The 16,862-nt window shown below is 34.9% G+C and carries 19 protein-coding genes; 10 read left to right on the top strand and 9 right to left on the bottom strand.

The window, feature by feature from the left end; all coding sequences use genetic code 11:
• The first annotated feature begins 47 nt into the window (after positions 1-47).
• The 7 genes from thiC (at position 48) to BUC23_RS02120 (ending at position 6,649) form a co-directional block, all read left to right on the top strand.
• On the top strand, positions 48-1,871 hold the full coding sequence (thiC, locus tag BUC23_RS02150; RefSeq protein ID WP_073204654.1) for a phosphomethylpyrimidine synthase ThiC: 1,824 nt from the start codon (positions 48-50) through the stop codon (positions 1,869-1,871).
• Positions 1,872-1,955: 84 nt separating this feature from the next.
• The gene (locus tag BUC23_RS02145) at positions 1,956-2,555 is read left to right on the top strand and encodes a thiamine phosphate synthase (protein WP_073204651.1); all 600 of its coding nucleotides are present in this window, start codon (positions 1,956-1,958) and stop codon (positions 2,553-2,555) included.
• Entirely contained in the window at positions 2,528-3,283 is a 756-nt protein-coding gene (locus BUC23_RS02140; RefSeq protein ID WP_073204648.1) for a hydroxymethylpyrimidine/phosphomethylpyrimidine kinase, read from the top strand. Before BUC23_RS02145 ends, BUC23_RS02140 begins: the two co-directional genes overlap by 28 nt.
• Positions 3,276-3,908, top strand: a complete 633-nt coding sequence (locus BUC23_RS02135) for a thiamine phosphate synthase (protein ID WP_073204646.1) — start codon at positions 3,276-3,278, stop codon at positions 3,906-3,908. Before BUC23_RS02140 ends, BUC23_RS02135 begins: the two co-directional genes overlap by 8 nt.
• Complete coding sequence (locus tag BUC23_RS02130) at positions 3,895-4,665, top strand: thiazole synthase (protein WP_073204642.1); 771 nt, start codon at positions 3,895-3,897, stop codon at positions 4,663-4,665. The genes BUC23_RS02135 and BUC23_RS02130 overlap by 14 nt, the downstream gene beginning before the upstream one ends.
• Positions 4,666-4,751: 86 nt before the next feature.
• A complete protein-coding gene (gene thiH / locus BUC23_RS02125; RefSeq protein WP_073204639.1) occupies positions 4,752-5,894 on the top strand; it encodes a 2-iminoacetate synthase ThiH in 1,143 nt (380 codons plus the stop codon).
• A gap of 44 nt (positions 5,895-5,938) precedes the next feature.
• A complete protein-coding gene (locus BUC23_RS02120; RefSeq protein ID WP_073204636.1) occupies positions 5,939-6,649 on the top strand; it encodes a HesA/MoeB/ThiF family protein in 711 nt (236 codons plus the stop codon).
• On the opposite strand, the gene BUC23_RS02115 is transcribed toward BUC23_RS02120, so the two are convergent.
• The 4 genes from BUC23_RS02115 to BUC23_RS02100 form a co-directional block, all read right to left on the bottom strand.
• On the bottom strand, positions 6,646-7,440 hold the full coding sequence (locus tag BUC23_RS02115) for an MOSC domain-containing protein (protein WP_073204633.1): 795 nt from the start codon (positions 7,438-7,440) through the stop codon (positions 6,646-6,648). The two genes, BUC23_RS02120 and BUC23_RS02115, sit on opposite strands and share 4 nt — an antisense overlap.
• 73 nt (positions 7,441-7,513) lie before the next feature.
• Positions 7,514-8,158: a leucyl/phenylalanyl-tRNA--protein transferase gene (gene aat, locus BUC23_RS02110; protein WP_073204630.1), complete on the bottom strand. Its 645-nt coding sequence runs from the start codon at positions 8,156-8,158 to the stop codon at positions 7,514-7,516.
• Positions 8,159-8,237: 79 nt separating this feature from the next.
• Complete coding sequence (locus tag BUC23_RS02105; RefSeq protein WP_073204628.1) at positions 8,238-8,615, bottom strand: DUF3127 domain-containing protein; 378 nt, start codon at positions 8,613-8,615, stop codon at positions 8,238-8,240.
• A 28-nt stretch (positions 8,616-8,643) separates the two neighbouring features.
• Positions 8,644-9,522, bottom strand: coding sequence for a flavin reductase family protein (locus tag BUC23_RS02100; protein WP_073204626.1), 879 nt, complete (start codon positions 9,520-9,522; stop codon positions 8,644-8,646).
• A 187-nt stretch (positions 9,523-9,709) separates the two neighbouring features.
• Between BUC23_RS02100 and BUC23_RS02095 the strand changes: the two genes are divergently transcribed.
• Positions 9,710-10,858 carry a sensor histidine kinase gene (locus BUC23_RS02095; protein WP_073204624.1) on the top strand — a complete coding sequence of 383 codons (1,149 nt, stop codon included), beginning with the start codon at positions 9,710-9,712 and terminating at the stop codon, positions 10,856-10,858.
• A 10-nt stretch (positions 10,859-10,868) separates the two neighbouring features.
• Here BUC23_RS02095 and BUC23_RS02090 read toward each other — a convergent pair whose 3' ends face one another.
• From BUC23_RS02090 to greA, 3 genes are all read right to left on the bottom strand, one after another.
• Positions 10,869-12,026 (bottom strand): transglutaminase domain-containing protein, encoded by a 1,158-nt coding sequence (locus BUC23_RS02090; RefSeq protein ID WP_073204622.1) that lies wholly within the window; start codon positions 12,024-12,026, stop codon positions 10,869-10,871.
• A 95-nt stretch (positions 12,027-12,121) separates the two neighbouring features.
• Positions 12,122-12,511, bottom strand: coding sequence for an HIT family protein (locus BUC23_RS02085; RefSeq protein ID WP_073204620.1), 390 nt, complete (start codon positions 12,509-12,511; stop codon positions 12,122-12,124).
• A 108-nt stretch (positions 12,512-12,619) separates the two neighbouring features.
• Entirely contained in the window at positions 12,620-13,096 is a 477-nt protein-coding gene (greA, locus tag BUC23_RS02080; protein WP_073204618.1) for a transcription elongation factor GreA, read from the bottom strand.
• A 163-nt stretch (positions 13,097-13,259) separates the two neighbouring features.
• On the opposite strand from greA, the gene BUC23_RS02075 reads away from it, so the two are divergent.
• Both BUC23_RS02075 and BUC23_RS02070 read left to right on the top strand, forming a co-directional pair.
• Positions 13,260-13,679: a Rieske (2Fe-2S) protein gene (locus tag BUC23_RS02075; RefSeq protein ID WP_073204615.1), complete on the top strand. Its 420-nt coding sequence runs from the start codon at positions 13,260-13,262 to the stop codon at positions 13,677-13,679.
• Positions 13,680-13,690: 11 nt separating this feature from the next.
• Positions 13,691-13,927 carry a hypothetical protein gene (locus BUC23_RS02070; protein ID WP_073204612.1) on the top strand — a complete coding sequence of 79 codons (237 nt, stop codon included), beginning with the start codon at positions 13,691-13,693 and terminating at the stop codon, positions 13,925-13,927.
• Between the two features lie 72 nt (positions 13,928-13,999).
• On the opposite strand, the gene BUC23_RS02065 is transcribed toward BUC23_RS02070, so the two are convergent.
• Both BUC23_RS02065 and arfB read right to left on the bottom strand, forming a co-directional pair.
• Positions 14,000-16,090, bottom strand: coding sequence for a TonB-dependent receptor (locus BUC23_RS02065; protein ID WP_244153759.1), 2,091 nt, complete (start codon positions 16,088-16,090; stop codon positions 14,000-14,002).
• A gap of 356 nt (positions 16,091-16,446) precedes the next feature.
• Positions 16,447-16,851 (bottom strand): alternative ribosome rescue aminoacyl-tRNA hydrolase ArfB, encoded by a 405-nt coding sequence (gene arfB, locus BUC23_RS02060; RefSeq protein WP_073204607.1) that lies wholly within the window; start codon positions 16,849-16,851, stop codon positions 16,447-16,449.
• Positions 16,852-16,862: the final 11 nt, after the last annotated feature.

Below are 16,862 nucleotides of genomic sequence, written 5' to 3'. Positions count from 1 at the left end.
ATCCCTAGCAGAAGACGAACACTCCTAAAATCATAAAATTCAAACAAATGAATAACGAAGAAAAAATCTCAAGAACTCCTTTCCCAAACTCTACAAAAATTTACGTAGACGGAACCATTCATCCCATAAAAGTAGCGATGCGAGAAATTGCATTGGCAGACACTAAAATGTCAAACGGCAGAATAGAAAAAAACCCGCCAGTAACCGTTTATGATACTTCTGGTCCATTCACCGATCCAAATATCGAAATTGACATTCGAAAAGGACTGCCACGTATTCGCGAGCAATGGATTCTAGACCGTAATGATGTAGAAGAATTAACTGAAATCTCATCTGAATATGGAAAAAAGCGTTTGAATGACGAAAAACTAAACGAATTGCGTTTTGAATATTTACACAAACCCATGCGCGCCAAAAAGGGAGCTAATGTATCTCAATTGTATTATGCAAAACAAGGAATCATTACACCCGAAATGGAATACATTGCCATTCGTGAAAACCAACGCTTGGAGCTAATAAACGAACAAACCAAAGCCATGCAATGCCAACACGGCGGAAACAGTTTTGGAGCTAATACGCCAAAATCTAAAATCACACCTGAATTTGTCCGTAGCGAAGTAGCAAGAGGTCGTGCCATTATTCCAAACAACATAAACCATCCTGAAAGTGAACCAATGATTGTCGGGCGCAACTTCTTGGTAAAAATTAATGCTAATATCGGGAACAGCGCCGTAACCTCAACTATCGAAGAAGAAGTAGAAAAAGCAGTTTGGGCTTGCCGTTGGGGAGCTGATACGATAATGGATTTATCAACAGGTAAAAACATTCACGAAACCAGAGAATGGATTATCCGAAATTCTCCTGTACCTATTGGAACGGTACCAATTTACCAAGCTCTGGAAAAAGTAAATGGCGTGGCCGAGGATCTCACTTGGGAAATCTATCGCGATACGTTGATAGAACAAGCCGAACAAGGTGTTTCTTATTTCACTATTCATGCCGGCGTTTTATTGCGTTACATTCATTTGACTGCGGAACGGGTTACCGGAATTGTTTCCCGTGGCGGTTCGATTATGGCAAAATGGTGTTTGTATCACCACAAAGAAAACTTTCTTTACACCCATTTTGAAGATATATGCGAAATCATGAAACAATATGACGTAGCCTTTTCACTAGGAGACGGTTTGCGCCCAGGTTCTATTGCCGATGCTAATGATGCGGCTCAGTTTGCCGAATTAGAAACCCTTGGCGAACTGACAAAAATAGCATGGAAACATGACGTTCAGGTATTTATTGAAGGTCCTGGTCACGTACCGATGCACATGATTAAGGAAAATATGGACAAACAATTAGAACATTGTGACGAAGCTCCTTTTTATACTTTAGGACCATTAACAACTGATATCGCTCCAGGTTATGATCACATCACTTCTGCTATTGGTGCAGCAATGATTGGTTGGTACGGATGCGCGATGTTATGCTATGTTACTCCAAAAGAACACCTTGGTTTACCCAACAAAAAAGACGTCAAAGATGGTGTAATCACTTATAAAATATCCGCACATGCCGCCGACTTAGCCAAAGGTCACCCGGGATCACAATACCGTGACAATGCATTAAGCAAAGCACGTTTTGAATTCCGCTGGGAAGACCAGTTCAACTTATCCTTAGACCCAGATACAGCTCGTGAATTTCATGATGAAACTTTACCTGCTGATGGTGCAAAAGTCGCTCATTTTTGCTCTATGTGTGGACCGAAATTTTGCTCTATGAAGATCTCACAAGAAATTCGTGATGTTGCCGAAGCCGAAAAAGGAATGGCAGCCAAATCAAAAGAATTTGTAGAAAGCGGAAAAGAAATTTATGTTTAGAATTAAGATTAGGAGTATTATGTATCAAGATTAAAAAAATAAAAATGCTTACTTCTTAATACTCCTCTCTTAATACATTTCAATATGATAGTCATTTCAAATCCAACTCCAATTGAGAATGAAAATTACCTTATTCATCAACTTTTCAAGGAAGGATTACAGTTATTTCATGTTCGAAAACCAGATTTTTCTAAAGCAGAAATGAAAGCTTTCTTATCTGAAATAAAATCGGATTATAGACAAAATTTGGTTTTACACAGTCATTATCAATTGGCTTCAGCATTTGGAATTAATCGCATTCATTTTACAGAAAAAATGAGAGCCGAAACATCTGAAGAATGTTTGAAGGAATGGAAAGGCAACCGATTTTCACTCTCTACTTCCATTCACAGTATGACTGACTTTGAAAAATTATCTGATGTTTTTGATTATGCATTTTTTGGACCGGTTTTCGAAAGTATTTCTAAACCAAAGTACGCTTCGGATATTGACTTTGAAAAAGAATTAAAACAAAGAAATAACAACAAAACTGCATTAATTGCTCTTGGAGGAATTACATCTGAGAGAATCAAAACTGCATTGAAATATGGTTTTGATGATGTGGCGCTTTTAGGCACCATTTGGAACAGCAACAACCCAATAGAAAATTATAAACTATGTCAGCAAATCGCCCTTTCGTATTAACAATTGCAGGTTTTGATCCTTCTGGAGGTGCAGGAATTTTGGCTGATGCGAAAACATTCGAGCAACATCATGTATATGGATTTGCAGTTAATACCGGCAATACCATTCAAACTGAAAATGAGTTCTTCGAAATGCAATGGACTGACTTAGATTTTGTTTTGAACTCATTGAAAAAATTGTTCGGCAACTATAGTATTAAAGCCGTAAAGATTGGAATTATTCCTTCATTGGATTATTTAAGAGAAATTGTTTTGGTTGTAAAAAAACTTTCGCCAAAAACAAAAATAATTTGGGATACGGTTTTGAAGTCCAGTAGCGAATTCAATTTTACAACCATCAAAAATCAAGCTATTTTGATAGAAATCTTAAAAAAAATAGATTTAATAACACCTAATTACAATGAGATTTTACAATTGTCTTCGGGAGAAAAAAATCCTGATTTAATCGCTCTTGAACTTTCAAAATACTGTTCAACTTTACTAAAAGGGGGTCATAATCCATTTGCAGTTGGTATCGATTATTTATATAACGGAAATGAGATTTTCAAGCTTGCGCCAAATAACACTTTAGCTTTCGAAAAACATGGCTCCGGTTGTGTCTTATCATCCGCTATTACAGCCAATTTAGCCTTGGGACAAGACCTAAAAACAGCATGCAGCAACGCCAAAAAATATATAGAAACCTATTTACAATCGAACCAAACCAAATTAGGATACCATTATGCATAACCAATTACAATACATTTCTCAAGGAAACACAGTCGAAGAGCAATTGTACAACATTCACAGAGCGGTGGACAATGGTTGCGATTGGATCCAATTGCGATTCAAAAAACAAAATACCGTTGAAGTTTTCACTTTGGCGGAAGCCGTAAAAATGTTATGCAAAGAATATTTAGCGACTTTTATCATCAATGACAACGTTCATTTAGCACAACAATTAGATGCTGATGGAGTTCATTTAGGTTTGAGTGATATGAGCGTTGAAGAAGCAAGACTCATTTTAGGAAAAACAAAAATCATTGGAGGTACCGCAAATACTTTTGAAGACGTGCTTCAAAGAACAACTGAAAATTGTGATTATATTGGTTTGGGACCATTCCAATTTACAACCACCAAACAAAATCTAAGTCCAATTTTAGGATTGGATGGCTATCGTTTGATTATCGGTCAAATGAAGGCAAAAAATATCCAAATTCCCATTTATGCCATTGGAGGAATCACACTGGAGAATGTAGAAAGTTTAATGAAAACTGGAATTCACGGTATAGCCGTTTCAGGTTTGATTACACAAACCGAAAATGCTTCGCAACTTATCAATCAACTTAACGACAAATTATATGTTACCATTTAAAATAGGAGATAAAACCTTCGAATCCCGCTTGTTTTTAGGAACAGGTAAATTTGGTTCCAATCAACAGATGGAAGAAGCTATTTTAGCATCCGGGAGCGAGTTAGTAACCGTAGCTTTAAAACGTGTTGATTTAGAAACCGAAACAGATGCTATTTTAGCACATCTGAAACACCCGAAAATTAATTTATTACCCAATACTTCTGGTGCAAGAAATGCTAAAGAAGCCATTTTTGCAGCACAATTAGCCCGCGAAGCATTAGAAACCAATTGGCTAAAACTCGAAATTCATCCTGATCCAAAATATTTACTGCCTGATGCAATCGAAACTTTGAAAGCTACAGAAGCATTAGCCAAATTAGGATTTATCGTTTTGCCTTACATTCATGCGGATCCAGTTTTATGTAAACGTTTGGAAGATGCAGGAACTTCAGCGGTAATGCCTTTGGGCTCGCCAATTGGCAGCAACAAAGGATTAAAGACCATTGATTTTTTAGAAATCATTATCGAACAAAGTAGAGTTCCTGTAATTATCGATGCCGGAATTGGCGCACCATCTGATGCTGCAAAAGCAATGGAACTTGGAGCTGATGCGGTTTTGGTAAATACTGCGATTGCAGTAGCAGGAAATCCAATACTGATGGCAGAAGCTTTCAGAGAAGCTGTAGTTGCTGGTCGAAAAGCTTATGAAGCGCAATTAGCACAAAAGGCTAATCGTGCAATAGCTTCGAGTCCTCTGACGGCTTTTTTGTATGAGTAATCCTCTCCCCAGCTCTCTCCAAAGGAGAGGGAGCCATAGCCGTATAAAAATATGGAGTAAAGTAAAACCAACTCATTATCTAATAAATGAAAACATTTAAATCGGTTTTTGACAATTACGATTGGGATACCATCAAAACCAAAATATACCAAACTACAGCAAAAGATGTAGAACGGGCATTGGCTAAAAACAAACGCAGTCTTGATGATTTTCTGCCATTAATTTCACCTGCCGCTAAGCCCTATTTAGAGCAAATGGCGCAACAGGCTCATGAATTAACGAAAAAAAGATTTGGCAAAACGATTCAGATGTATGCTCCTTTGTACCTGAGTAACGAGTGTCAGAACATTTGCACCTATTGTGGTTTTAGTTTAGACAACAAAATAAAACGAAAAACCCTCATTGAAAGCGAAATCACATTAGAAGTTGAAGCCTTAAAAAGTGCTGGTTTCGATCATGTTCTGTTGGTAACGGGCGAAGCAAATTACACGGTAAATATTCATTATTTTCTAAAGGCGATTGATCAGATAAAAAATGATTTTTCTACCATTTCAGTCGAAGTGCAACCATTGTCAACTGAAGAATACGAGCAATTGCACGACGCTGGTGTCTATTCGGTTTTGGTATACCAGGAAACCTATCATCAGGAGGTTTATAAAAAGTATCATACTAAAGGAAAAAAATCCAATTTTGATTTTCGGCTGGAAACACCGGACCGAGTAGGAACTGCCGGTATTCATAAAATTGGACTCGGTGTTTTATTAGGATTGGAAGATTGGCGTACGGACAGTTTTTTCAATGCCTTGCATTTAGATTATTTACAAAAAACGTATTGGCAAACTAAATATGCAGTTTCATTCCCTAGATTGCGACCCGCAGAAGGAGTTATTGAGCCCAACTTTATCATGGATGATACCGATTTGACCCAACTCATTTGCGCCTACCGTTTGTGGAGTGAAGATTTAGAAATCTCCATGTCAACCCGCGAAAATGAAAAATTTCGTGATAATATTATTCCAATTGGTATTACCAGTATGAGTGCAGGTTCTAAAACTAATCCTGGCGGTTATGTTGTTGATCCGCAATCATTGGAGCAATTTGAAATCAGTGATGAACGATCTGCTTCGGAGATTGCAAAAGTCATTTCCAGTAGAGGATACGAACCCGTTTGGAAAGATTGGGATAAAAGCTTTAATCAAAGATCGAGTGTCGAATGTCAAAGGATTTAAAATAATTTTGACTTTATAACTTTTCAATTTTAAGACTTAAAAAAATGAGTATTATTCAAGATTTTTTACGTTACAACCGCCAAATGATGTTACCGGAAATAGGTGATTCGGGACAAGGAAAACTAAAGAAGGCTAGAGTTTTAGTGATTGGCGCAGGCGGATTAGGTTGCCCTATTTTACAATATATGGCAACGGCTGGAGTAGGAACTATAGGAATAGTTGATTTTGATATTATAGAATTACACAACTTACATCGTCAAATTCTATATACTGAGGAGCACGTTGGTCAATCAAAAGCAGTTACTGCAAAATCGGTTTTGAAAACTTTAAATCCATTGATTGATATTATAGCTTTTGAAGAAAAACTAACTGTTGAAAACGCCGCGCAAATCATCATGAATTTTCATGTCGTTGTTGACGGTTGTGATAATTTTGCGACTCGTTATTTAGTAAATGATACTTGTGTGATGTTAGGAAAATCATTAGTCTACGGCAGCATCTTAAAATTTGAGGGACAGGTGGCTGTTTTCAACCATAACGGAAGCAAGAATCTTCGGGATTTATTCGCTGAAGCACCAAATCCAAAAGACGTTCCCAATTGTAATTTGAATGGCGTATTAGGCACTCTTCCGGGAATTATCGGCACGATGATGGCGCATGAAACTATGAAACTGATTATGGATCTACCAACTTTAGAGAATGAATTGGTACTATTTAACAGCTTGGATTGGAATTTCAACAAACTTAAATTCTAAAAACTCAAAATATCTCCTACGCTAACAATCCCTTTTTCAATACACACTAAATTGGTTCCAAAAAGAACACTGTTATCCACTTTTCGGTATTTGCTTAATGTCTTTAAAGGTTCTTTTGCTATAACACTTTTCATGGGATCATTATTGACCATTATGCATCTGCCGCAAGGTTTTACATTTCGGAAGGTAACATCTCCTATTTTTATAATCCCAAAGTGATCCTCTTCATGGGCAAGTGTTGTATTAATAACGATATTCGGTCTAAATCTGGCGACCGTAATTTTTTCTTCTAATTTTTTATTTAGGTGGTCTAAACTTTCGCTCCCAACTAATAAATAAGGATAACCATCGGCTAAGCTAACATTGAAAGTAACATTCAATGCCTTACTTTTATGTTTTCTATCACCAATTTCAATGATTTTCACCAACTTGCAGGTAAAACCAAGACATTCACTAAACCAATCGGAGATCGTTTTATTAACTTCGAAAACTTCGCTTTGATCATCCCAAACAGGCACTGAAATTGGACTATTTATACTTTCACTTATAAAAAAAGTATTTTTTTTACCTTGATACGTTATCTCAATTTTACCATCAGAAATTTGAGGTTGAAATTGACTCAGAATAGGATGCTCTCTTTGACTAATAAATTGATTGTTTTCATCAATCAACATCCATCGTCTGTCATTTTCAAAACCCATTTCCTCTGCTCTGGCACTTTGACAATTGATTCCGCCTAAACTTTTAATGGGATAGATATAGATTTCGCTAATAAAAGGAGGATTGTCCATTACATTTTAAAATTTAGTTGGCTATAAAAATACTTATTTTTCAAATTCTAGAATCAAAGAAAGATAACGAAACTTATTTTTTAGAAACATTCAAAATACTCATAAACTCTTTTCTGTCAATTTCCCTACAGCCCAAGCTTTCGAGATGAGGATTGTAAACTTGGCAATCTAACAATTTATAATTGGTAGTCTTTAACTGTTTTACCAATGCGAAAAAAGCTACTTTTGAAGCATTCGATACCAAAGAAAACATACTTTCACCACAAAAGACATGACCTAAATCGATTCCATATAAACCACCGACCAATTTCTCATTTTGCCAAACCTCAACCGATTTTGCCACTCCTAATTCATGCAGTGTACAATACGCTTCAATCATATCGTTAGTGATCCAAGTTCCGTTTTGACCGTGTCGTTTTATATTTTGGCAGTTTGAAATTACATCTCTGAAGTTTTGATTGAAAGTGACGGTAAAAATATTTCTATTGAGAATGTTCCGCATACTTTTGGAGATTACCAATTCATCCAAAAATAAAACCATTCTGGGATTAGGGGACCACCAGGTTATGGGCTCTCCATCTTCGAACCAAGGAAAAATTCCGCTTTTATAAGCGAGGTGAAGTCGTTCTGGTGATAAATCGCCGCCAAGAGCAAGAATACCTGTAGAATTGGTCAGCGTGACGGGAGGAAAAAATAGTGCTGCAGTTAAATAATACATCTTTTATAGTACTATAAAACCCGACAATTAATTAAATAGCTGTCGGGTTTGTTTTATAAAATCAATTAAGATCAAAGGATTAAAATGGCAAATCGTCTGCTTCTTCTTCGTTTAAATTTGTTGCTGGAGCAAAAGCTTCAGCCGCTGGCATTGGAGGCATTTGAGCATTAGGTGCATCAGCGGCAACTCTTTCTACTCTCCAACCTTGGATTGCATTGAAATATTTAGTTACGCCTTGTGGATCTACCCATTCGCGTCCTCTTAAATTGATAGAAACTTTTACAGCTTCACCTACTTTAAAACTATTCAATAAATCACATTTGTCCTGTACAAATTCCACTAAAATATGTTGTGGATATTGTTCCTCTGTCGTTACAACTAGTTCTCTTTTTAAGAAACTTCCATTTCCTACATTTTTAGCTTCTCCAAGCATTTTAATTTTTCCTGTAACTTCCATCTTCGTTATTTTTTGTTATTGTTTTGAATTAATTTTTTTTAGCTAAAAGCACTTTCCAAGCAGATAAAACATCTTTTTCATTTAAGTATTTTTTAGCTTCGATATGGACTTTTTCCTGATCATCTGAGCTTAAAACTCCTTTTACAGCAAAATTCTGTTTTACAAATATACTAACTTCTTCTAAAGTAGGCAAGGCATCAATATTACCCAACATCCCCAAATCATTTCCATCAAAAATAGCACTTTCTTTTATAAAATCAGGTATGGCATCAACTCCGATTCCCAATGTTGTCAGTGGTTTTGGGACTTCAAAAAGTCCCTGATTTGACCTGGAATACCAGTTGCCTCCTAATCTTGAAACTAAGTCTATTTTATATTGGTCAATAGACCCATTTTCATCTAAAATACATTCGTCAATATGAATTCGCAACACTTCACAAAGAATTAAATTGCCTGCTCCACCTTCAGTTCCTAAAGGGATAATTTGAGTTACTTTACATTCAAATTGAACTGGCGATTCTTTTACTCTAAAGGGTTTCACTACCTCTGAAGGAATTGGTGTAAACCCGGCTTTTAGAAACTCATTTACGCCCTCAGCATATTCTGTACTTGCAAGAGACGTTTGTTGCACCATATCATAATTCACCACATTTATGACCACTTCTCCAGTAGATTTAGCATTAATTAAAGTATGCTTTATCGAATTATCTCGCACACGCCTAGCAGGTGAGAAAATAAGAATTGGCGGATTAGCACTAAACACATTAAAGAAACTAAAAGGAGATAAATTTGGATTCCCTTTAGTGTCAATAGTACTGGCAAATGCTATAGGTCTTGGCCCCACGGAACTTTGTAAGTAGCCCTGTAGCTTTGCAGTTTCAATACTTTTTGGATCAATAGTAATCATGATGACGTAGTTTATAATGAGTGGGGTTTGCTAACAGGCAAAAGTAACGAAACTCTTTAAATTTAGAAAGGAGGTTTGCAGATTTAAGATTAAATAAATATTTTGCTGTCATTAAAAAGTTTCTTAAAACAAAAACTAAAATAATAATGCGAGTATTTCGTTATATTTATACCTCAAAATTTAATTTATGCAGTTTTCTGATAAAAAAAACACAACCCGCTGGGTCATCATTTTTGCTTCATTCTTTATCATTTCTCTAATTCTGTGGAACACCTATACCTTTTTTCAAATCTTCAAAAATGAAGAACGTCTTAAAATGAACCTTTGGGCAAATGCACAAAAGACATTAAAAAATGCTGATGAAAATACAGATGTAGAGCTTCCTCTTCAAATATTCAGCAACAACACTTCTATTCCTATTATTCTTACGGAGAATGACAGCATCATAAATACCGTGAATATCGATGAAGAAACCGTAAAAGATAAAATTAAGGCCAAGGCTTTTTTATCTGATTTACGAAATGAAAACGAACCCATTGTAATCGAATACGTACCAAAAAAGTTTCAAAAACTATATTATGGGAACTCAGCCTTACTTAATAAACTAAAATATTATCCTATTGCTTTGATGTTAATCATAGTGCTATTTGCTGGTGTAGTTTACAATTTTTACCGAAGTAACAAAATGGCCACTCAAAACAAACTTTGGGCAGGAATGGCGAAGGAAACGGCGCATCAAATAGGCACACCACTTTCTTCCTTAATTGGTTGGGTGGAACTATTGAAATCTGAAAATGTAGAGGAGAGTACCACATTCGAGATAGAGAAAGACATTGAACGATTACAAACAATTACGGATCGTTTTTCAAAAATAGGCTCCGAGCCAAAACTAGAAATCAAAGACATTATAGAAGAAACGCTGCAATCCTATGATTATCTGCAGTCGCGTTTTTCAAAGCAAATTGAATTTTCTTTTAAAGCGCCTAAATCCCCAATAATGGTGTCACTAAACCCTACTTTACACAGTTGGACTATCGAAAATTTGGTAAAAAATGCTATTGATGCGATGAAAGGGAGAGGGAAATTATCGTTAGAAATAGAACAAGACGCTGGACATGTGAAAATAAATGTTACAGATACAGGAGGAGGGATTCAAAAAAAACAATTCAAATCCATTTTTGAACCGGGATTTACCACCAAAAAAAGAGGCTGGGGCTTGGGTCTTTCTTTAACCAGAAGAATTGTAGAGGAATACCATAAAGGAACTATAAAAGTCCTTAATTCTGAAATAGGAAAAGGAACGACGATGCAAGTCAGTTTTAAAAAGGCATCTTAATTTAGCTTAATCAGTACCAAGTTTTTTTGGTAAACATTCCTTTTCTGGCTATATTATTTTTGCTTAAATAATTTTGGACAAAAATTAAATGCTCTTCTGTTTGCGCCAAAGCATTATTAATTGATTTTTTTAACGTCACTAAATTAGATGAATTTCCGTTTCCAACGTAACCCATATCATAAAGGGCATTTTGGCATTCAATTAATTTTTGTTTTGGTGTGGTAACCATATTTTTAATTTCGTTATCTGGTAGGGTAGGACTGAATCTTTTGTTTCTGTAATTAATAAAGTCATTTAACAAGTTGATAGCCTGATTGCAATTGTTAGTAATTATATTCAATTTTTCGACATTTGTTTTTTGTCGTAGATAACTTATGTTTTTGTCTTTATTTTTTAGTCGTTCTAAAATTAGATTATTTTCTACTCCATTTTTTTCTATTCTTTCAGCGGAGTCATACAATTTATCGATTTCTGATAATGATTCATATTTAGCGATTTCAGTTTCAAAATCGAAGTATTTCTTTGATTTATTAATTTGAGTTTTGCCCTGATAAAACTCTTGGTTTGTGATTGGATAATTTAGAAATTGCCATAAATAATCAAAAGGAATGTGGGAAGAGATTAATTGTGAAGGACTAACTTTAAAATACGAATTATCTAGTTTTTTAAAGAAACGACTGTTATTTGCAAAACCTGAACCCCAGGTTGGATCAAATAAATACCATTTGTTGTTTATTTTTGCAGCGCACCAAGCATGAGAAATGGTATCAATTACCCCATTTTGTTTGGTATATCCGCTTATGATTACTGATTTTATACCCACTTTATTGGCTAAATCATTAAAAATTTCTGTGTAATCACTACAAACTCCCTTTCTGGTTTGGAGAATGTTTTTCATTTTATTTTCAGAAGTTTCTTTGCTGTTTAAAGTAAACCTATTCTCCATATCATAACTTATATTGGAGGCTGTCCAATAAAAAATCGCTCGAATTTTTTCGTTGTCTGTTTTAAAATTTGAATTGATGTAATTGGCAATACCTTTAGTTGAAAAAGTGGAGCTAGTAGAGATTTTAGAGATTTGTATATCAACTAAAGTATAGTCTGTTTGGTGCTGGCCAAAACTTAAAATGGATAAAAATAAAGAGAGAAGTATATAAATATTTTTCATCGTGCAAACTGGCTCAAAAATTAGAAAGGGAATAAGTTTTCACCTATTCCCTTTCTAAACGAAAACCGTACCAATTTATTTTATTTGGAAAAACATTATAAATTGGCTTTAATACGTATTGCCAATGCTTCAAATTCTTCTTTTGAAAGTGACACTTTATTTTGGAAACGCATTTCATCCATTTCATTCAAAGGAATAAGATGAACGTGGGCATGAGGCACTTCAAGTCCTATAACCGCCATTCCTATCCTTTTACAAGGAACTGTTTTTTCTAATGCTACTGCGATTTTTTTAGAAAACTTCATTAATCCTATATACAAGTCATCTTCGATATCAAAAATCTTATCAATTTCCCGTTTTGGAATACAAAGTGTATGTCCTTTTGCATTTGGATTTACATCCAAAAAAGCTAAAAAATTATCATCTTCAGCAATTTTATAACAAGGGATTTCTCCTTTTATAATTTTTGTAAATATGGAGCTCATGAGTAAGACTTTTAAATAATGGACTTTAAGATAATAGACATTCGATGAAAGATGGTAACCCGTTTACAGAAGAGACTGAATACTGCTACTGAAAACTGAATACTAGCTTTAGTCGCGTGAAATTTCTAAAATCTCAAATTTCAAAACTCCGTTTGGAACTGTAATTTCAGCAAATTCACCTACTGATTTACCTAGCAATCCTTTTCCAATTGGGGAGGTAACTGAGATTTTTCCTGTTTTCAAATCGGCTTCACTTTCAGCAACTAATGTATAAGTCATTTCCATTCCGTTGGTTTGGTTTTTGATTTTTACGTTAGATAAAACCAACACTTTAGAAAGATCTAGATGAGACTCGTCAATTAACCTGGCGTTAGAATGTACTTCTTCCATTTTAGCAATACGCATCTCAAGCATTCCTTGTGCTTCTTTGGCTGCATCATACTCTGCATTTTCAGACAAGTCACCCTTGTCTCTTGCTTCAGCTATGTCTGCGGATGCTTTTGGACGCATTACACTTTTTAAATAATCTAATTCTTCTCTCAATTTTTTTAATCCTTCTGCCGTGTAATAAGATACTGTACTCATAACTTCATCGTTTATATAAATAGAAAAAATCCCATCAGGACGGGATTTCTTTCCACAAAGATACTATTAATTTTTTTAGCCTATAAATATATGTTAATCATATATAATTCAAAGTTAAATAAATTAAATTTGTTTCGCTAATTCTTTTACAATATTTTAGAAAATGAAAAAATACATCCTATTATTAATGCTTTCATCCTTCTTGTTTTCCTGCAGTGATAATGGTTTCAACAATAAAAACCCTTACCTGCCTAATTATACTTTCTCTATAGATCTCAATATGAATTTGCCCGCCTATTCCAGTCTTCAGTATCCCAGCAATGCCATTTACTATTCAGGACTTGGTGCTAAAGGAATATTTGTTTTTAATACCGGAAGTGGCTACACCGCATTTGATGCCGCCTGTCCCAATCAAGCTTTGAGCTCTTGTTCTACCATGACTCTAAAAGGAATAAATATAGTTTGCGCTTGCGACAGCAAAGAATACAGTTTGTTTACCGGTCAAGCCCAAGGCGGGGCACAATATCCGTTGAAACAATATCGTGTAGAAGTAAATGGAAATGTGCTAAGGGTGTATAATTAAAAACACTGACTATGGAAACAATCTGGTTTAAAAAAAAAGGGTTACTCTTTATTCCCATTTCATTAATAGGCATAATATTGTATTTGTTCACATTGGCTTTTTGTATCAATGTATTCATAGCAATTGATCGCCATTCTCACTCCAATTCGGATACTCTTTACGGAATCTTTCCTTTTGTAGTTAGTGCTTTCACCATTTTGTTTTGGATTGCAGCTAATACTTCCGAAAAGGAAAAGGACATTAATTAATTTTATAAAAAAAAGCAGCAGAGAATCCAAGTCGATTGCTCCGCTGCTTTATATTAAAAGGTGATTTGGTAATTAAAACTTCAACGTTAAACCAGCCAAGAAGTTGATTCCGGCTTGTGGATAATAATAAGGATAAACATCCCACATATATCCATTTGAAACATATTTCTTATCAAAAATATTATTTATCAAGCCTGTAATTACAATTGATTTGAAAACTGATTTAGGTCTAATTTCATAAGCGATATTCAAATCATTAACAAAATAGTTAGCCAGTTTTGCAGCTGGTAATTCGATATTATTCATGTATTGCTCTCCTACAAATTTTTGTAACCATGAAATCTGAAGATTCTCTAACGGTTTATAAACTATAATATTCCCTACTATAACAGATGGAGAGTAAGCAATATCAGTAGTTCCGTAATTCTCTCCTTCTACAGATAAATCAATATTTTTATTACTGCTTAAAGTAAAATTTGGACGAATAATAAATTGTTTTGACAAAGCAATTGTAGCGTCAACCTCTAATCCTAAACGGTAACTTTTTTCGCTGTTTGAACGAATACGACTTCCTACATCATCTAGTTTTCCGGTTAATATCAATTGGTCTTTATAAGCCATATAATACACATTCGAATTGAATTGTACTTTATCAGCAGCATATCTCCATCCCATTTCAAAGTCATTCAACTTTTCTGGTTTCGCATTTCCGCCTTCATAATCCGTTCTGTTAGGTTCCCGATTGGCTCTTGCATACGAAAAGTACAACTTGTTGTTAGCATTGATATCGTAATTCAAACCTGCTTTTGGATTGAAAAAATTGAAATTATCGTTTACCAATCCTGTTTCGTGGCTATTGGCTTTATAATGCACGTTTCTAAGTTGCAAATCTCCAAATAAGCTTATTTTTTCTGTGATTTGATAATTGGCTTTTGCAAAAATATTTCCATCAGTTTTAGTGGCAAAATCATCATAATAATGATCTCCCAACTCACTTTGTGAAGCGTATCTTGCCCAAATTACTTTCCCAAAATGGGCTCCTTCATACTTGTTATAACCACCACCAAAAATGACCTCCAATTTTTCAGTTGTATAATTTGCTGAAAATGTTGTTCCGTAGAAATCATTATCCAACCATTTTTGACGGATTAAATCGGTTGTATTTATTGTTACACCATTAATAACTATTGGAGTTAATCCGTAGCTAGAAAAGTCAGCATCTTCTTTGTAATTTTCATAATACCCTTTTCCTTTAGTATAATGAAAAGCTAAGTTCGTGCTCCAATTATTGGAAACTTTTTCGTTCCAGTGCAATTGATAATGGTCTTGCTGGTAATTATCGGTTTCATTATCATAAAAACGGGTTTTGCCAAATTCGTCTGTAAAAATTCCGGATGAATTAAAGGTTCTGTCACTGTTTAAAGTTGCTTCGTCAATTCCGTTCCAGGATTGGTAGGTTTTTTCTTTTCCGCCAAAAGCCAATGCTTTAATCAAAGTAGTTTTCCCTACATACGTTCCCTGAAGAAAATAGGATTTCAAGTCAGAAGCGCCTCTGTCAACATAACCATCCGATTTCAATGAAGATAAACGTCCCGCTAATTCAAAATGGTCATTCATTAATCCCGTACTGAACTTTACCGTGTGTTTTTGCGTATTAAAACTGCCAAATGAATTAGATATTTCCCCAGTTGCTTTATTTGAATAGGAATCTGTCAACATATTTAAACTCGCACCAAAAGCACCAGCGCCATTCGTAGAAGTCCCTACGCCACGTTGCAGTTGCAAACTCTCCACCGAAGAAGCAAAATCTGGCATATTTACCCAATAGGTTCCATGACTTTCAGAGTCATTGTAAGGAATTCCGTTGATGGTGACATTTACTCTCGTCGCATCACTACCACGAACACGTATTCCGGTATATCCGACTCCATTACCAGAATCAGAAGTCGTTACAACTGAGGGCAAATAATTCATCAAAATAGGAATGTCTTGTCCTAAATTTCGGAATTTGATCTCTTTTTTGTCCAAATTGCTAAAACTTACTGGAGTTTTTGAAGTAACACGAACTGCCGAAACCAAGACTTCATCGAGTTGGTTGACTTTCGTAGTGTCTTTGACTTGTGAAAAGGAATAAAGAGATAATAAAGAAAAGATAACAGACATACAAGGAGTTAGAACCTTGCTTTTAAAAATTTTGCAATTTTGCTCCCGAAGTTGCGGGATTGCAATTTTGCGACTAATAATAGTATTCATCCGTAAAAAGATTACGAATAAAAGGGGGAATTATTCTTTTGTTAAATTAAAATGATTGTTTCCTATGACAAATAGATAGTGTGCACGCTATTTTTTTTGTCATTTTTTCCCTTAACAGCATTACCTGTTCAGGTTCGTTGGGTATAATCTCAGCTCGTTATTTAGAGCACCCCTTTGAGACGGTGCAAATTTAGAAAAGATTTTTAGATTTTTAGATTGTTTGACCCTTAGATTTTGAAAAATAATTAGAACCCAAAAAAACAAAATTAATTTAAATCTGGTTTTCTCCGATTTTTCTTGACTTCAGAAACGTTTTTTTTATCTTTTATTCGCTTCCTAATAACTGACTTAGGGATTTTAGTTGCTTTTCTCTCTTTGGGGACAAGTAATCCATTTTTTATGATTTCCAAAAAGCGTTTTATTACAATTTCTTTATTCTTCAATTGACTTCGATCTTCATCACAGTTCAAAATCAAAACTAAATCCGTTGTTAGCCGTGAGTGTAATTTATTTTGCAACAACAATTTTTCCCATTGGGTCAATGCTTGCGAGTTTTTCAAATCAAAGGTCAAAACCACTTTAGAGGAAACCTTGTTTACATTTTGTCCGCCAGCACCACTGCTGCGAACGGCTTTGAAGCTTAATTCTGATATGATTTTTTCGGTATCCATTTATGCTGTCC

It is taken from the genome of Flavobacterium xinjiangense (assembly GCF_900142885.1).
Lineage (GTDB): Bacteria > Bacteroidota > Bacteroidia > Flavobacteriales > Flavobacteriaceae > Flavobacterium > Flavobacterium xinjiangense.
The sequence above is the reverse complement of the archived record's forward strand: the minus strand, read 5'-3'. Positions and strand labels throughout refer to the sequence as shown.

Excerpts from the sequence above, each read along its gene's own strand:
- thiC (WP_073204654.1), top strand. The coding sequence starts at position 48 with ATGAATAACGAAGAAAAAATCTCAAGAACTCCTTTCCCAAACTCTACA.
- BUC23_RS02145 (WP_073204651.1), top strand. The coding sequence starts at position 1,956 with ATGATAGTCATTTCAAATCCAACTCCAATTGAGAATGAAAATTACCTT.
- BUC23_RS02140 (WP_073204648.1), top strand. The coding sequence starts at position 2,528 with ATGTCAGCAAATCGCCCTTTCGTATTAACAATTGCAGGTTTTGATCCT.
- BUC23_RS02135 (WP_073204646.1), top strand. The coding sequence starts at position 3,276 with ATGCATAACCAATTACAATACATTTCTCAAGGAAACACAGTCGAAGAG.
- BUC23_RS02130 (WP_073204642.1), top strand. The coding sequence starts at position 3,895 with ATGTTACCATTTAAAATAGGAGATAAAACCTTCGAATCCCGCTTGTTT.
- thiH (WP_073204639.1), top strand. The coding sequence starts at position 4,752 with ATGAAAACATTTAAATCGGTTTTTGACAATTACGATTGGGATACCATC.
- BUC23_RS02120 (WP_073204636.1), top strand. The coding sequence starts at position 5,939 with ATGAGTATTATTCAAGATTTTTTACGTTACAACCGCCAAATGATGTTA.
- BUC23_RS02115 (WP_073204633.1), bottom strand. The coding sequence starts at position 7,440 with ATGGACAATCCTCCTTTTATTAGCGAAATCTATATCTATCCCATTAAA.
- aat (WP_073204630.1), bottom strand. The coding sequence starts at position 8,158 with ATGTATTATTTAACTGCAGCACTATTTTTTCCTCCCGTCACGCTGACC.
- BUC23_RS02105 (WP_073204628.1), bottom strand. The coding sequence starts at position 8,615 with ATGGAAGTTACAGGAAAAATTAAAATGCTTGGAGAAGCTAAAAATGTA.
- BUC23_RS02100 (WP_073204626.1), bottom strand. The coding sequence starts at position 9,522 with ATGATTACTATTGATCCAAAAAGTATTGAAACTGCAAAGCTACAGGGC.
- BUC23_RS02095 (WP_073204624.1), top strand. The coding sequence starts at position 9,710 with ATGCAGTTTTCTGATAAAAAAAACACAACCCGCTGGGTCATCATTTTT.
- BUC23_RS02090 (WP_073204622.1), bottom strand. The coding sequence starts at position 12,026 with ATGAAAAATATTTATATACTTCTCTCTTTATTTTTATCCATTTTAAGT.
- BUC23_RS02085 (WP_073204620.1), bottom strand. The coding sequence starts at position 12,511 with ATGAGCTCCATATTTACAAAAATTATAAAAGGAGAAATCCCTTGTTAT.
- greA (WP_073204618.1), bottom strand. The coding sequence starts at position 13,096 with ATGAGTACAGTATCTTATTACACGGCAGAAGGATTAAAAAAATTGAGA.
- BUC23_RS02075 (WP_073204615.1), top strand. The coding sequence starts at position 13,260 with ATGAAAAAATACATCCTATTATTAATGCTTTCATCCTTCTTGTTTTCC.
- BUC23_RS02070 (WP_073204612.1), top strand. The coding sequence starts at position 13,691 with ATGGAAACAATCTGGTTTAAAAAAAAAGGGTTACTCTTTATTCCCATT.
- BUC23_RS02065 (WP_244153759.1), bottom strand. The coding sequence starts at position 16,090 with ATGTCTGTTATCTTTTCTTTATTATCTCTTTATTCCTTTTCACAAGTC.
- arfB (WP_073204607.1), bottom strand. The coding sequence starts at position 16,851 with ATGGATACCGAAAAAATCATATCAGAATTAAGCTTCAAAGCCGTTCGC.